General features: G+C 62.9%; 14 protein-coding genes. 12 read left to right on the forward strand and 2 right to left on the reverse strand.

The genetic code is table 11. From position 1 onward, the window contains the following. The 12 genes from Q9Q94_RS09420 (at position 1) to Q9Q94_RS09475 (ending at position 13,907) form a co-directional block, all read left to right on the forward strand. Positions 1 to 606, forward strand: a complete 606-nt coding sequence (locus Q9Q94_RS09420) for a TRAP transporter small permease (RefSeq protein WP_305979806.1) — start codon at positions 1 to 3, stop codon at positions 604 to 606. Next, positions 603 to 2,282: a TRAP transporter large permease gene (locus Q9Q94_RS09425; protein WP_305979807.1), complete on the forward strand. Its 1,680-nt coding sequence runs from the start codon at positions 603 to 605 to the stop codon at positions 2,280 to 2,282. Before Q9Q94_RS09420 ends, Q9Q94_RS09425 begins: the two co-directional genes overlap by 4 nt. 213 nt (positions 2,283 to 2,495) lie before the next feature. Then, on the forward strand, positions 2,496 to 3,653 hold the full coding sequence (locus Q9Q94_RS09430) for an oligogalacturonate lyase family protein (protein WP_305979808.1): 1,158 nt from the start codon (positions 2,496 to 2,498) through the stop codon (positions 3,651 to 3,653). Between the two features lie 190 nt (positions 3,654 to 3,843). Then, positions 3,844 to 4,749 carry a TIGR01777 family oxidoreductase gene (locus Q9Q94_RS09435; protein WP_305979809.1) on the forward strand — a complete coding sequence of 302 codons (906 nt, stop codon included), beginning with the start codon at positions 3,844 to 3,846 and terminating at the stop codon, positions 4,747 to 4,749. A gap of 192 nt (positions 4,750 to 4,941) precedes the next feature. Further along, positions 4,942 to 6,102: a DNA polymerase IV gene (gene dinB, locus Q9Q94_RS09440; protein ID WP_305979810.1), complete on the forward strand. Its 1,161-nt coding sequence runs from the start codon at positions 4,942 to 4,944 to the stop codon at positions 6,100 to 6,102. 81 nt (positions 6,103 to 6,183) lie between these two features. After that, positions 6,184 to 6,831 (forward strand): hypothetical protein, encoded by a 648-nt coding sequence (locus Q9Q94_RS09445; protein ID WP_305979811.1) that lies wholly within the window; start codon positions 6,184 to 6,186, stop codon positions 6,829 to 6,831. 349 nt (positions 6,832 to 7,180) lie between these two features. Beyond that, on the forward strand, positions 7,181 to 7,714 hold the full coding sequence (locus Q9Q94_RS09450; RefSeq protein ID WP_305979812.1) for a hypothetical protein: 534 nt from the start codon (positions 7,181 to 7,183) through the stop codon (positions 7,712 to 7,714). Positions 7,715 to 7,823: 109 nt separating this feature from the next. Then, on the forward strand, positions 7,824 to 8,615 hold the full coding sequence (locus Q9Q94_RS09455) for a DUF3800 domain-containing protein (RefSeq protein ID WP_305979813.1): 792 nt from the start codon (positions 7,824 to 7,826) through the stop codon (positions 8,613 to 8,615). Positions 8,616 to 8,939: 324 nt separating this feature from the next. Further along, entirely contained in the window at positions 8,940 to 9,674 is a 735-nt protein-coding gene (locus Q9Q94_RS09460; RefSeq protein WP_305979814.1) for a rhamnogalacturonan acetylesterase, read from the forward strand. Positions 9,675 to 9,787: 113 nt separating this feature from the next. Further along, a complete protein-coding gene (locus tag Q9Q94_RS09465) occupies positions 9,788 to 10,645 on the forward strand; it encodes a DUF817 domain-containing protein (protein WP_305979815.1) in 858 nt (285 codons plus the stop codon). A gap of 5 nt (positions 10,646 to 10,650) precedes the next feature. Then, positions 10,651 to 12,837 carry a YccS family putative transporter gene (gene yccS, locus Q9Q94_RS09470; protein ID WP_305979816.1) on the forward strand — a complete coding sequence of 729 codons (2,187 nt, stop codon included), beginning with the start codon at positions 10,651 to 10,653 and terminating at the stop codon, positions 12,835 to 12,837. Further along, positions 12,834 to 13,907, forward strand: coding sequence for a hypothetical protein (locus Q9Q94_RS09475; protein WP_305979817.1), 1,074 nt, complete (start codon positions 12,834 to 12,836; stop codon positions 13,905 to 13,907). The genes yccS and Q9Q94_RS09475 overlap by 4 nt, the downstream gene beginning before the upstream one ends. A gap of 111 nt (positions 13,908 to 14,018) precedes the next feature. On the opposite strand, the gene Q9Q94_RS09480 is transcribed toward Q9Q94_RS09475, so the two are convergent. After that, positions 14,019 to 14,585 carry a DUF4124 domain-containing protein gene (locus Q9Q94_RS09480; RefSeq protein WP_305979818.1) on the reverse strand — a complete coding sequence of 189 codons (567 nt, stop codon included), beginning with the start codon at positions 14,583 to 14,585 and terminating at the stop codon, positions 14,019 to 14,021. A gap of 65 nt (positions 14,586 to 14,650) precedes the next feature. Next, a complete protein-coding gene (gene selD / locus Q9Q94_RS09485) occupies positions 14,651 to 15,691 on the reverse strand; it encodes a selenide, water dikinase SelD (RefSeq protein WP_305979819.1) in 1,041 nt (346 codons plus the stop codon). Position 15,692: the final 1 nt, after the last annotated feature.

Raw genomic sequence — 15,692 nt, forward strand, 5'->3', positions numbered from 1 at the left:
ATGAAAATTCTCGACCATCTGGAAGAATGGCTGATCGCAACCCTGATGGGTGTGGCGACCACCATCATCTTCGTCGCCGTTGTACATCGTTACCTCGCCGGCCTGTCCATCCCCGGCGTGCAGGACTGGCTGCTGACCCTCAACATGGGCTGGGCGCAGGAGCTGACCATCATCCTCTTCGTGTGGATGGCCAAATTCGGCGCGGCCTACGGCGTGCGCACCGGCATCCACGTCGGGGTCGATGTCGTGATCAACCAGCTGGCGCCGAAGAACCGCGCACGCTTCGTGATCTTCGGCCTGCTCGCGGGCGCCTTCTTCACCGCCATCGTCGCCTGTCTGGGCGGCATCCTGGTGTGGGGCAACGGCTTTCATCATGTTTTCAACCAGTGGATCGGCAGCCCCGAGTTCGTGCCGGAAGGCCCGGTCACGCCGGATCTGGAATGGCCGACCTGGATGGTCTTCATGGTTGTGCCACTGGGCTCCAGCCTGATGTGCTTCCGCTTCCTGCAGGTGGCCTGGAATTTCCACAAGACCGGCGAACTGCCCCGCCACAACCAGGCACACGTCGACGGGCTGGATGAAGAAGTTGCGGAGGCTGCCAAATGAACGCACTCATCATCTTCGGGCTGCTGATTGCCCTGATGCTCACCGGCATGCCGATCTCGATCGCGCTCGGCCTCACCGTGCTGACCTTCCTGTACACCATGACCACAGTGCCCATCGAGTCAGTGGCCATGAAGCTGTTCACCGGCATCGAGAAGTTCGAGATCATGGCGATTCCCTTCTTCATTCTCGCCGGCAACTTCCTGACCCACGGCGGGGTAGCCAAACGCATGATCAACTTCGCCACTTCGCTGGTCGGCCACTGGCACGGCGGGCTGGGTCTGGCGGGGGTGATGGCCTGTGCGCTGTTCGCGGCGGTGTCAGGTTCCAGCCCGGCAACAGTCGTAGCCATCGGCGCCATCCTGCTGCCGGCGATGGAAAAAGCAGGCTTCCCGAAACGCTTTGGTGCGGGCGTGATCACCACCTCGGGCGCGCTGGGCATCCTGATTCCGCCCAGCATCGTGATGGTGATGTACTCGGTAGCAACCAATGCCTCGGTCGGCACCCTGTTCATGGCCGGGGTGATTCCGGGCCTCGCGCTGGCAACCCTGCTGGGGCTCACCACCTGGTGGCGGGCACGCAAGAACAACTACCCTCGCGTCATGCTGTTTGCGGACCGGAGCAGCCTGCAGGCGACCATCGGCTGTCTGTTCGGCGCGTTCTACGCGCTGGTGTTCACCGCCGTGCCACCCTGGCTGCTGGGCGCAGCACTCGCCACCTGGCTGCCGAACGCCGGCTTTGCCTATTTCCTCGCCGGCGCGTTCTGGCTGGGGCTGGCACCGTGGACGACCAAGAGCAAATGGATCACCCGTTTCGTCTACGTCGGCCTGATCGTCATCGGCGTGCCGATGGGAGTGAGCTTCCTGCTCATCGAGCCTTTTGCGGCACTCTCGCCGCTGTATGCGAGCTTCGTGCCGGTCATCGTCATGCTGGCCTGGCTGAGCCTGATCCAGGCTTGCGGCAGCTACACGAAGATCGCCCCGACCTTCAGATTCGAGCTGATGTGGGAGTCACTGGAAGTCTGGCGCGCCTACTGGAAAAGCATCTGGGGCCTGCTGCTGATCGTGGTGGTGATGGGCGGCATCTACACCGGCATCTTCACGCCGACCGAAGCCGCCGCCATGAGCGCGGTGTATGCCTTCTTCGTCGCCGTATTCGTGTACAAGGACATGAAGCTGAGTGACGTGCCCAAGGTGCTGCTGAGCTCGGCCAACATGAGCGCGATGCTGCTCTACATCATCACCAATGCGGTGATGTTCAGCTTCATCATGACCGACCAGCAGATCCCGCAGCAGCTTGCGGACTGGCTGCTGAACCAGGGGCTCGGCCCGGTGGCCTTCCTGCTCGCGGTCAACATCCTGCTGCTGATCGCCGGCAACGTGATGGAGCCCTCCTCCATCGTGCTGATCATGGCGCCGATCCTGTTCCCGGTGGCGGTGCAGCTGGGCATCAACCCGATCCACTTCGGCATCCTGATCGTGGTGAACATGGAGGTCGGCATGTGCCATCCACCGGTGGGGTTGAATCTCTACGTGGCCTCCGGCATCACCGAGATGGGCATCACCGAACTGACCAAGGCCGTGTGGCCCTGGCTGCTGACCATGCTCGGCTTCCTGCTGGTCGTCACCTACTGGCCGCCATTGACCCTCTGGCTGCCCAACCTGCTGGGCATGCACTGAATCAAGTCCCTCCCCGGAGAGCCGCGCCCAGCGGCACTCCGGGCGATACCCACGCGCTCAGCGCCGTGCTCCGGGCCTGTCCACCCACCCCGTCTGCAGAACCACGCCACATGCGGCCCGGCAGCATCCCTTGCGCAAAAATCATTAGCGGGATCAGGCTTTTGCGACCTGTGCTGCGCGTAAAATCGGGACTTGTCTGACAAAGGATGAGCCATGGCCAAAGGCAGTACGATCCAGTTCGAGTATCTCGAGACCACCGACCCTGACACCGGCGTACGCGTCACGCGCCTGTCGCCCCCGGATGTTGCCTGCCCGCGCAATTACTTCTACCAGAAGTGCTTCACGGACGACGGCAGCAAACTGCTGTTCGGCGGCGAGTTCGAAGACGTGTTCAACATCTGGCTGCTCGACCTGCCCAGCGGCGTCGCCCGCCAGATCACTGAAGGCAAGGGCGACAACTACCACGGCGCCTACCTTTCGCCCGACGAAAAATCCATCTTCTACACCAAGGGGGGGCGCGAACATCGCCGCGTGGATCTGGCCACGCTCGCTGAGTCCGTCATCTACACCGTGCCGGAGGGCTGGAAAGGTGCCGGCACCTGGGTGCCCAACTCGGACTGCACGCGCATCGCTGGCATGGAGATGCTGGCGGCCGACCAGGTCACCGCCAGCAGCGGCTGGGAACGCTTCCGCAAGCAGTTCGAAGCCAACCCACGCGAACGCCTGATCGACATCGACATCGCGACCGGCCAGGCGCGGGTGGTGCTTGATCAGCAGCGCTACATGGGGCATCCGATGTTCCGCCCGTTTGACGACAGCATCATGGGCTTCTGTCACGAAGGCCCGCACGATCTGGTGGATGCCCGCATGTGGTTCATCAACGCCGACGGCACGGCTCTGCGCCGCGTGAAGGAACACGCCCCGCACGAATCCTGCATGCACGAATTCTGGGTGCCGGATGGCTCGAAACTCATGTACGTGAGCTACACCAAGGGCGATCAGGACCGCTTCATCTGGGCGGCCGACCCGGTGACGCTCGCCAACGAGAACATCATGGCCATGCCGCCCTGCGCGCACCTGATGAGCAATTTCAACGGCTCCCTGGTGGTCGGTGACGGTGCCGGTCAGCTGGGCGACGTGGCTGATAAGGACGGCCACGCCTTCGAGGCGGACCCGTACATTCACCTCTTCGACATCACCCGGCGCACGCATCGCAAGGTCTGCCGCCATGACAGTTCGTGGGCCGAGTACAAGGGCAACACCCAGGCCACGCATCCGCACCCCTCCTTCACGCCGGACGAAAAGCGCGTGCTCTTCTCCAGCGACCGCGACGGCAAACCGGCGCTGTATCTGGCTGACCTGCCCGCCTGAGAAATATCGCCACCCGAAGAGCCGCACGCAGCGGCGCTCTCCGGCATGGCATCGCGGAGAGCGGCGAGCACAGCCGGTGTGCAGAATGGGTACCCTGTCAGGTCCGCCGGATGCGGCTCTGCAGGCACCACCCCGACAGTCGTGCTTTTCTGTTTGAATGCAGCGTCAGCGCCTCAAGGAGAGACCGATCATGCACATCCTGCTCACCGGCGGAACCGGCTTGCTCGGCCGCGCCCTGTGCGCCGCCCTGCTCGCTGACGGTCATCAGCTCAGCGTCCTCAGCCGTCGCCCGCACAAGGTCGCCGCCCTGTGCGGCCCCGGCGTGCAGGCACTGGTCAGCCTGGATGACTGGCTGCCCGACATGCATTTCGATGCCGTCATCAACCTCGCCGGCGCACCCATCATCGATCTGCCCTGGACGACCGCGCGCAAGCAGACCCTGTGGGCCAGCCGCATCACGCTGACCGAACAGCTCGTCACGGCCCTGCAGCGCGCCGAACGCAAGCCGGCGGTGCTCCTCTCCGGCTCGGCAATCGGCATCTATGGCGATTGTGCCGAGGCGCCGTGCAGCGACAGCGCCGCCGTACCGAATCCGGCGCCCGCGGACTTCGCCGCACAGCTCTGCGCCGCCTGGGAAACTGCCGCCCGCCAGGCTTCCACCCCGGACACGCGCGTCAGCCTGCTGCGCACCGGCCTCGTGCTGGCCCCGCACGGCGGCCTGCTCGCCCGCATGCGTCTGCCGTTCAGACTCGGCCTCGGTGCCCGTCTCGGTGACGGCCAGCAATGGATGAGCTGGATTCATCTGGATGACTGGGTCGCCGCCGTCCTGCATCTGCTGGCGCAGCCCGATGCCCACGGCGCCTGCAACCTCACCGCGCCACAGCCCGTTCGCAACGCCGACTTCAGCGCCGCGCTGGCCAATTGCTTCGGGCGGCGCGTACACCTCGCCGCCCCGGCCAGCGTCCTGCGCCTCCTGCTCGGCCAGCGCGCCGGCCTCCTGCTGGACAGCCAGCGCGTGCTGCCGGATCGTCTGCTCGCCACAGGCTACGCATTCCGCCATCCGGAGCTGAGAAGCGCCTTGCAGAGTTTGTCCTGAGCCCCCCGCCAAGCCGCTTGCAGCAAGGGTTTTCAAGCACCATACCCTCCCAGCCATGATTGACGAGGCTTTGCCGACAGGCCGGCTGAAGATGGCCGCCCCATGCGGCTCTACAGACGGTCGAATCCATCGTTCCAGTCTCCTGCGTCCGGGCTACACTCTGCACTCGTCTTTCCTGCTCGCGCCTGCTCCGTGTCTTCACCCCGCCGCATCGCCCACCTCGACATGGACGCCTTCTACGCCTCGGTCGAACTGCTGCGCTACCCGCAATTTCGCGGGCAGCCGGTGGTGATCGGCGGGCGCAGCGTCGATGCGCCGGTGCAATCGGCTGACGGCAGCTGGCGCTATGCGCGGCTGCGCGACTACGTGGGGCGCGGCGTAATCACCACCGCCACCTACGAAGCGCGCGCGCTGGGCATCGGCTCGGCGATGGGGATCATGAAGGCTGCGCAGCTGGCGCCGGATGCGGTGCTGCTGCCGGTAGATTTCGATGCCTACCGGCATTACTCGCGGCTCTTCAAGGCCGCCGTGCGCGCAATCGCGCCGGCGCTGGAGGATCGTGGCATCGACGAGATCTACCTGGATCTGAGCGAGGTGCCCGGCGAGACGCGCGAACTGGCGCAGCGCATCAAAGATGCGGTGCGCGCCGCCACCGGCCTGTCGTGCTCGATCGGCGTCACGCCCAACAAGCTGCTGGCCAAGATCTGCTCGGACCTGGACAAGCCCGATGGCCTGACGATCCTGAACATGGAGGAAATCCCCAGCCGCATCTGGCCACTGGCCGCCCGCAAGATCAACGGCATCGGCCCGAAGGCCAACGAAAAGCTCGCCGCGCTGGGCATCCACACCATCGGCGAACTGGCAGCGGCGGAACCGCTGTGGCTGCAGGAGCAGTTCGGCCGCAATTACGGCGCCTGGCTGCACGAGGTGGCACATGGGCGTGACGAACGCCCCGTGGTGACCTATTCCGAGCCGAAATCCGTCAGCCGCGAAACCACCTTCGAGCGCGATCTGCACGCCCGGCAGGACCGCAGCCAGCTCACCGAAATCTTCACCCGGCTGTGCGTGCGCGTGGCCGAAGACCTGGTGCGCAAGGGCGTGCTCGGCAAGACCATCGGCATCAAGCTGCGCTTTGATGATTTCTCCACTGTCACCCGCGACCTCACCCTGCCGGACGCCACCTGCGATGCCAGCGTGATCCGCCGTGCCGCCGGCGAATGCCTCAAGCGCGTGCCGCTGCAACGCAAGATCCGCCTGCTGGGGGTGCGCGTAGGGCATCTGGAAAGCCCCGCCCACCCTGACTCTGCGGGGCATCGGCCCGGCGAGCAAGGCGGGCTGCCGCTCTTCGAGTGAGCATGCGCACGCCATCGGACTAAGGCCACGGATCGGGCAACTCCGACTAGAATGCCCGCGACATTTACAGAAAGCGGCCCCATGCGTTCGATCCTCCACGCCATCCTCCTGAGCACCTTGCTCGCAACATCCCCCCTGCTCCAGGCCGCAAGCAAACCGGGCCAATTCGGCAAGAGGCTGGTCGCCAGCTTCGAAATCCCCGCCGACGAGATCGACGCCATCCGGCAGGCCAAGACCAGCCGCCGGGCACCGAACACCTCTGCGCTGGAATCCGCTTTCGGTAATGAAGTGCTTGAATGGGCCGGCACCGAGCAGTACTTCATGATGATCGACAACCCCTACACGCTGGTCGTTCGCCTGAGCGGCAAGGCCCGTCGCGATGGCAACGCCGCCAGCATGTGGCTGGGCGGCTTCGCCTTTGTTGACGGCAAGGGAGAAGAAAAAAGCGTTCTCAATCCGGTCACCGGCCTGAGCCAGCCCGATGCACGCGGCGGCGAGAGCTTCACCCTGGTCTCCAGCGCCAAACCGGTCAGCGTCGCCGAGAACCGCCGCATGACGCCGGTGCTCACCCTGAACCGCATCGACAACATGGAAGTCGAATCGGTCAGCGTGGAAATCTGGTCCGGCATGGCCGAGACAAGCTTCACGAAAACATTCCTCGGCGCACCATGGATGTTTGGCGGACTCTTCATGCTCGGCTTGTGGTGGTTCTGGTTCAAGCGCCACTGAGCCCGTCGCGCAACCCGGCGGACTTGATCCTGCATGCAGGACCAGCCTGATCACGACACGGTGGCTGGCATGTCGGCTTGCGGATCGTTATGATCATTTGGCCGATATCGGCCAGGAGCAGACAGACAACTACCGAACGCAAAGCAGTCACTCAGATCTTTTGTACCATTCAGGTCAGCTGTTGCTTTTCGTCGGCGTTTACTTTGGTAGGAAACCGTTCTTACTTGACGGAAAAACAGGCAAGGAGCGGCTTTACGTGAATTCCTTGCCGGGATGTTATCCAGCGGCGCCCGGAGTTATACAGAAAAATTGCTGCCCAAATTTATAGTTAGGGGCCTCATACGGAAAAATGGTTAGCTATCTCGAAATTATCGATTCAGCAGTAAAGATCGGACTTGGCGCGCTGATCGCTGCTTTTTCTTCCTACCTATTGGCTAAGCACAATCATTCGCGAGACCTCGAAAAGGATCACATACGCCGGAAACGCGAGTTGCTTGAGTCAGTGGCTGAACAAGTCGAGGGTTTTACGCATCTCTCGCTTCGATACTGGGCATTCATCGGTGACTGGATTCGCTCAAAACGTGACAGTCGCTCAATGTCAGAAAATCGAAGCAAGGATCTCGAACGAACCAGAGACGCTCTCTTCGACTCATTTAAGGAAGTAACAAGCGGAGAAGCAAAGCTACTGCTACTTGGGTTAAAAAAGCCACAGCAAGCGCTTCGTGCATATGGCGAAGTCATCACTGAACTTCGCAAGGCACTATTTATTGGTGGTCCGCTCGCGTCGGAGGAGGAGCTTCAGCTTTGGCGTAGCCGCCTGCTATCAGCAAGAGAACTATTCTTTCAAGAGTTAAGTGATGCATACCAAACGTTACGCCCCTAACCCGGCGCTGAACCCCGTTCGCTTTGCTCTCTGGACGCTGCGCGATGAAGCCGCGCAACGCCGGTTAGCTGGACGTTAGGCCTCATCAAAACAAACACGCGAGGAAGCGATGAAGCTGCTCTACTGCGATGAAACCAATTTTGGCAAGAACGCCAACGACTTCTTCGTTTACGGCGGCATTGTCATTGATGCCAGCAACGCAGCAAGTCTTTCCCATGCGGTCGAAAAAATTCGCAAAGAGCTCGGAGTTCCTCGCGATTACACCTTCAAGTTCAACCCCGGGCCAAAGAACTTCTCTCATGAGCAGTTCATCGAACTAAAGAGCTCAATAATCAAAGTGGTGGCAGAACACGACTGCAAGCTGCTGATCAACTTACTGCTCCATGACATTGCGACCTCATCCGAGGATGCCCGCAGGTTTGGCGTCAACACGCTTTGCTACCACTTTGATTGCTTCTTGAATCGCCCCAAAGTCGCTGGCCTTGTTCTCATCGACAGATTTGATGACAAGCAAATTGATGGACAACTCAAGGAGAAGCTCGCAATTGGACTGACTGGCAAGCTGCCGTACGGCGGAGAACTAAAAATTGAGCACATCGTCGGCTATCACTTGACTGCCATAGGTCAATCTCACTTCTGCAGCATAGTCGACGTCATGCTCGGGTCACTACGATTTGCCATTAATGCGTTCACTCAAAAAAACGAGCAGCACATGCAAACCGCGAAAAACATCCTCGCTCAACTCGCTCCTCTGTTCTGGCGTGAGGGGTCTGAAAAGGTCCACGAAATAAGTTTGTGGTTCAGTCCGAAGGAAGTTAAGAGCCTAGCTTATAGGGAGAAATATCTGGCATTGAAAGGTTTTTTGGCAGAGAACGGCATTGATGCAGCGCAGGGAATCTGAACATGGAAGCACAACCGAGAATTTTCCATTTGGAGCACCATTCCTTCGCTCCCCAGCCTAACTGGTCGTTCAACGCGGAGGACACCGGCGCCGGTTAACTAGGGCTTTGAACGTCGGCTTTCCAAAAGTCTGACCATCCCCTCTGGGTCGAAAGCTGTTACGCAGCATTTCAGCGAAGCGCATCAATACCTCCAGCACGCTGATCAAGTCGGCCAGTTTCTGCTCCCGCGCCTGCGCCGGAAAAATTCGCAATCACTATCATCCGGCTTGCCACACAGGCAGGCTAGACTGCCGCCTGTTTTCGCCCAACCATCGGATTCCATCATGCAGATTTCCAGAATCATCGCTTCGGCCGCCTTGGGCCTGATCCTTGCCGCTTGTGCCTCGTCCCCGCCCAAAGAAGGCGTGCGCATCACGCTGGTGGGCGATTCGACCCAGACCGAGAAGCAAGGCTACGGCACCGGTTTCTGCGCCAACCTGACCGCGATGGCGGACTGCATCAACCGCGCCAAGGGCGGGGCGAGCACCAAGACCTATCGCCGCGATGGTCTGTGGGACACGGCACAATGGCCCAAACCGAACTACATGCTGATCCAGTTCGGCCACAACGACGTGCAGACTGCTTCGCACGGCGACCGTGAAACCGACCTTGCCACCGAATACCCGGCCAACCTGCGCCGCTATGTGACGGAAGCCCGTGCAGCCGGGATCAAGCCAATTCTGGTGACGCCGATCGCGCGCCGCTACTTCCAGCCCGATGGCAAGATCATTGATGACCTGCCGGGCCATGTCGCGGCGATGAAGGTGGTGGCTGCCGAGATGAAGGTGCCGCTGATCGACCTGCACCAGATCAGCCAGGATTACTTCGAGTCGCTCGGCGAAACCGAAGCACACAAGCTCGGCGCGACCAAGGCCGGCCCGAACGGCACGATCGTGCCGGACAAGACTCACTTCAACCAGAAGGGCTCCTATGTGCTTGGCCGCATGGTGGCGGAAGCAATGGCCCGCACCGTGCCGGAGCTGGCCGGTTACGTGAAGCCGCAAGCGGCACAGCCCTGATATTTGCTTCAGTGCCAGTCTGTACAGCCGCGTCTGGCGCGGCTCTACAGACACCCATCGCGCGGGACCGCCCGGGGCGGCGCTGTACGGGATGATGCCCGTATAATCGGCGCATGCCTGTTCACTCACTGATCCTGCGCCTTGACCAGCATCTGGCTGACGATTCGCCCCGCGAAACCCTGTCGGGGCTGCGCCGTTTCCTGCACGAATTCTGGTTCTTCGGTCTGAAGGAAGCACGCGCCTGCCTATTTGCGGGCCTGTTCTTCCTCGCTGTATTCCTCGTGCCCCGCGCCGGCCTGGCGGGGATTGCCCGTTACGATCTGCTGCTGATCATCGCCCTGCTCCTGCAGGCCTGGCTGATCTGGCGCAAGATCGAAACGCCGGATGAAGCCCGCACTATCCTGATTTTCCACCTTGCCGGTTTCGCGCTTGAGGTATTCAAGGTCTCGGGAGCCAACCCGTCCTGGACCTATCCCGATCCGGCGCTCACCAAGGTGTTCGGCGTGCCCTTGTTCTCCGGCTTCATGTATGCCGCGGTGGGCAGCTACATCATGCAGGCATGGCGCATTCTTGATCTGCGGGTATTGCATCACCCGCCCTACTGGATGACCAGCACGCTGGCCGTGCTGCTCTACGCCAACCTGTTCACCCACCACTACATCGGCGATTTCCGCTGGTATCTGGCCGCCCTGGCGCTCGGCATCTACGCCCGCTGCAATCTCGCCTTCCGGCCCCTGGATCGCGAACGGCGCATGCCTTTCCTGCTCGGCTTCATCCTGGTCGGTTTCTTCATCTGGCTGGCCGAAAACATGGGCACCTTTTTCGGCATCTGGCGCTACCCCAACCAGCTCGGCGCCTGGGCCACGGTATCGCTGGGCAAATGGTCCTCCTGGACCATGCTGGCGATGATGAGCTTTGCCATCATCTGCTCACTCAAGCACGTCAAAGAACGCATCCACCTGGCCCCCTGATCCTCATGCAATTCGATTCTGCCGCCCTGCGCCGCTTCTGGTCCCACGACAAGACTCTCGACAGCCTGAAAGTCGCGCTGGCCTTCGGGGGCATCCTGTTGTTCTGCTTCGGCAACGATCACGAAAACTGGCTGATCGGCCTGATCCTCGGCGTGATTGCCGCGGCACTGGCTGAAACGCCAGACCGCTTCGCCGGTCGCCTCAAGGCCTTGCTGGTCACCCTGCTTTGCTTCGGGGTGGCGTCGGTTTCCGTGCGCCTGCTCTTTCCCTATCCCTGGCTGTTCGCTGTCGGTCTGGCCTGCTCGACCTTCGGCTTCGTGATGCTCGGCGCGGTGGGAGAGCGCTATGCCACCATCGCCACCGCATCGGTCATTCTGGCGATCTACGCGATGCTGGGCGTTGATCAGCATGGCACGGCGGCAGGCAGTTTCTGGCAGGAGCCGGCGCTGCTGCTGGCGGGGGCGAGCTGGTATGGCGCCATTTCCCTGCTGGCCGCCGGATTCTTCGCCAGCCGCCCGGCCCGCCAGGTGGTGGCGCAGGTTTTTCATGGTCTGGCGCACTATCTGGAGATCAAGGCTGCGCTGCTCGAACCGGTGCGCGGACGCGATGTGAAAGCCCTGCGCCTGGCGCTGGCCGCACAGAACGGCCGGGTCGTCGGCGACATGAACCGGGCACGCCAGATCCTGTTGCTGTGGACGAAATCGGCGGACCCTGCCAAGGGCAGTCGCAGCTATCTGCAGTGGTATTTTCTGGCGCAGGAGGTACATGAGCGTGCCAGCTCTGCCCACCATCCCTATGAAGCGCTGAGCGAGGCCTTTGCGCGCAGTGATGTGCTGTTCCGCTGCCAGCGCCTGATGAGCCTGCAGGCGGCAGCCTGTGCCCGGCTGGGCGATGCCATCGCCCAGGGCGAGATGTTCGACTACGGTAGCGAGGGCGCGCTGGCACTGGAAGAACTCGGCGGTGCGCTGGGTCACGTGCAGGCCGCTGGCATGCAGGACAAGGCCCTGATCGGTGCGCTGGCCGATCTGTGCCGCAACATCAGCACCATCGAGTTGCGTCTGGCCCGCGCTGCCCGCCCCAGCGAACTGGCGGCACTGGACGACAGCACGCTGCGCGACAGCGATCCGCAAACCCTGGGCGAAATGTGGCGCAGCCTGCGCCAGCAATTCACCCCCTCCTCCCGCCGCTTTCGCCACGGCCTTCGCCTGTCTGCCGCGCTGACGGCCGGCTACGCCCTGCTCTCCCTGTTCGATCTGCCACAGGGCTACTGGGTGATGCTCACCACCGTTTTCGTCTGTCAGCCCAACTTCAGCAGCACCTGGCTGCGCCTGGGCCAGCGCATGGTCGGCACGCTGGCCGGCCTGCTGGGGGCGACGCTGTTCATCTCGGCCTTTCCGCATCCGCTGGCACAGCTGGCCCTGATCGTCGCCGCCGGTGTGGCATTCTTTGCCTTCCGCCACGAACGCTACACGCTGGCCACCACCTTCATCACCGTGCTGGTGATGCTGTGTTTCAACCAGTTCGGCAGCAGCTATGCGCTGATCGGCCCGCGCCTGTTCGACACAATGCTGGGCTGCGCGCTGGCGATGGGGGCAGTCGCCTTCATCCTGCCCGAATGGCATGGCAAGCGCGTGCACCACGCCATGGCCCGCAGCCTGAGCCTGAGCGCCCTCTATCTGGCCGAAATTCTTGACCAATACCGCAGCGGCCCGCGCGACGATCTGCCCTACCGCATCGCCCGGCGCGACGCCCACAACGCCGACGCCGAACTCTCCAGCACCCTGGCCAGCATGCTGACGGAGCCGGAACGCTACAGCCTGCCGCCCGATGCGGCCTACCGTTTCCTGTGCGCCAGCCACACCCTGCTCGGCTATGTCTCGGCGCTGGGGGCTCACCGCGAACGCGACAGCGAAATCCAGTCCGAACCGGTCCGGCTCCTGGAAAGCCGCGTCCAGCAAGGACTCCAAGCCATTGCTGCGGCGCTGGCCGCACGCAGCCCTGTCATACACGACATGCCTGCTGCAGAACCCCGCCCGGAAACGCTCTCCACCGACGTGAGCGAAACCACCCGGCGCGTGCTGCGCCAGCTGGCGCTGATCGAGGCGCTGCTGCCGGAGCTGGCCGAACTGGCGAGCGGATTTTCCGTGACGCCACCCGCTGAACACCACCCAGAACAAGGACGCCTGGCATGATGCTCGAAGACCACCGCAGCCCCCTGCGCATCCCCTGTCAGCACGCTGACGCCGCCAGTCGCTGGGTCGCGCTGGTGAATTCGCCGGACGACTGGGCCGCCTTCAAAACCATGTGTCTGGCGCTGCGCAAGGCTTATTTCGGCACCTTCACGGCGCGCCTGCTGTGCTGGCTGGTGTATCGACTGGTGTATGGCCACTCGGGCCGCTACATCAGCTGCAGCGATTACCTGGCGGACACCACCGGAGTGATTTCGCGGGCGCAGATGGCGATCATGCAGCGTCAGTACACCTGGGCGCATGTGGCCTACAACTTCATCCCCGGCTGCACTACCAGTTGCGTGCGCAGCAGTGAGGGCTGGCGCATGATGCGCAGCCTGGACTGGGGCAATGTGCCGGTGATGGCACCCGCCGTGCGCGCTTACGATCTGGTTGATGCCCAGGGCAAGGTGACGCATACGGCCGGCGTACAGGGCATGGTGGGGGTGCTGACGTTCGCGCGCCCCGGCCTGTGCGGAGCCATCAATTTCGCGCCCAAGCAACGCAGCTTTGCGCCCGCGCGTTTCCAGAGCGATCCGCTGTTCGTGCTGCGCGATCTGGTGGAGGACACCCGCATCGACACGCTGGAAGCCGCAATTGCCTTCATCAGCCGGCAGCGCGTATCCAGCCCGGTATTCATCAGCCTCGCCAGCGACACCTCGGACAATGCCGCCGTCGTCGAGATTGCCCACGACGGGCGCCAGAACGTGCGCTACGCGCAGGATGGCCTGCTGGTGCAGACCAACCACTTCGATCCGGCCGGGCCGTTTGCCAGTGAAAACAGCCCGCCGTATGAAACGGAGCCGCCGGAGGGCTGGGAGCACAGCAACCTGCTGCGCAATTCGCGCCGCCGCCGTGATGACCTGATGACCGCCCTGCAGCCGCTGGTCGGAGCCAGTGCCGCTGCCGTTGAAGCGGGCTGCCTGGAGGCCTATACCGTGGCGCCGGTGTGGAACCACGAAACGATCTACTGGACCTTTGCCGATCCGGCGGCGGGTTCGCTACGCCTCTGGGGACGTCAGGTCGAGGCCTGAAGAGCCGCGTCTGGCGGGCCTCTCCAGCCGCCCTGCTCGCTCACCCCCTCTGCACAAGCCTCTGACGGCAGGCATCCTGAAGATGCCCGCCCCATGCGGCTGTGCGGGGAGCTACTTGCCGATCGGCTTGAAGGCGGATTTGCCGGCTTTCGGGCTGTCGCTGCTGACGCTGGCCGCCGGTTCCGATTGCTGAGGCGCTGGCTGCGGCCGCGGCGGCGGCACCGGCCGATGCGCAGGGCGGATCGGTGGCTGGTTCCAGCCGGGGATCACGACCGGCGGATTGTTGAGCTGGTTGTCGGCCTCGTTCTCGCAATTGCCGCGCCGCTCCCGCTGACACTGCTCAATGAGCTGCTTGCGGCGCTCGGCGCGCGGATCACTGACCCGGGTATCGGCCGGTTCAGACGCCTCGGCTGACGGACTGATGCCGCCACCGCGCACCTCGCCAGCCTCATCCTTCGCCACACTCTTGCGGGGTGCCGCAGGTTCGGCCGGAGCCGGCGGCGGCACCACGATGGCCGGCACCACCGTCACACCCCCCGACACTTTCTTGGTTTGAGTCCCTTTGGGTGGCACATCGCCGTACTGGATCTTGCCATCGGCATCGACCCACTTGTAGATCTCGGCTTGCGCGCTGAGTGCGCAGGCACACAGGACAATCAGCAACAGACTGCGTTTCATGGACAGCTCCCAGGATTGGCGCCATCTGCGGGCGCTCGATTCATTTGGCTACAACAATGATGCACTCAAACCACGGTTATTCCGGGAGTCCCCGGCATCAGTTCTCCGATAACGCTTGCGGCCCCGAATCCGTTGTCACGGAACAGGCGCAAAACGTCCCCGGCGACGGACGGCGTGCAGCTCACCAGCAGCCCACCACTGGTTTGCGGGTCCGTCAGCAGAGTCTGCTGCCAGTCGGCAAAGCCTGATGGCAGCGTCACTTCCGGGCCATACGCCTTCCAGTTGCGCGGGCTGGCACCGGTGCGGGTGCCCTCACGGGCAAAGCCCTCGGCCAATGCAATCCGCGGCACCGCATTGAACTCGATCCGCGCCGCCAGCTTCGAGCCGCGGCAGATTTCCAGCAAATGACCGGCAAGGCCGAAGCCCGTCACATCGGTGATGGCATGCACGGCATCCAGTGCTGCCAGCGCCGGGCCGACGCGATTGAGCTGGGTCGTGTGGCGGATCATTTCGGCATACCCGGCCGCATCCAGCACGCCCTTCTTCAGCGCGCCGGAAAGGATCCCGACACCCAGCGGCTTGCCCAGAATGAGTACGTCACCGGCACGTGCATCGGCATTGCGCCGCACCTTGTCCGGGTGCACCAGCCCCAGCCCAACCAGACCGTAGATAGGTTCGAGCACATCGATGGAGTGTCCGCCGGCAATCGGAATGCCCGCTTCGCGACACACGCTGGCGCCGCCTTCTAGCACTTTGCCGATCACCTCGGGCGGCAGCTTGTCCAGCGGCATGCCGACAATCGCCAGGGCCATGATCGGCGTGCCGCCCATGGCGTACACGTCGGAGATCGCATTGGTCGCGGCGATGCGCCCGAAGTCATACGGATCATCGACGATGGGAGTGAAAAAGTCGGTGGTGGCGATCAGCGCCTGACCGTCGTTGAGGCGATACACCGCCGCGTCGTCCGAGGTTTCGATTCCCACCATCAATTCGGGCGGAATGATCCCCTGCGGCGCCCGCGCGAGAATATCGGCGAGCACGCCGGGCGCGATTTTGCAGCCACAGCCACCGCCGTGGGAGAATTGCGTCAATCTGATTTCTTGCATC

The sequence above is a fragment of the Uliginosibacterium sp. 31-16 genome (genome assembly GCF_030730865.1).
GTDB lineage: Bacteria > Pseudomonadota > Gammaproteobacteria > Burkholderiales > Rhodocyclaceae > Uliginosibacterium.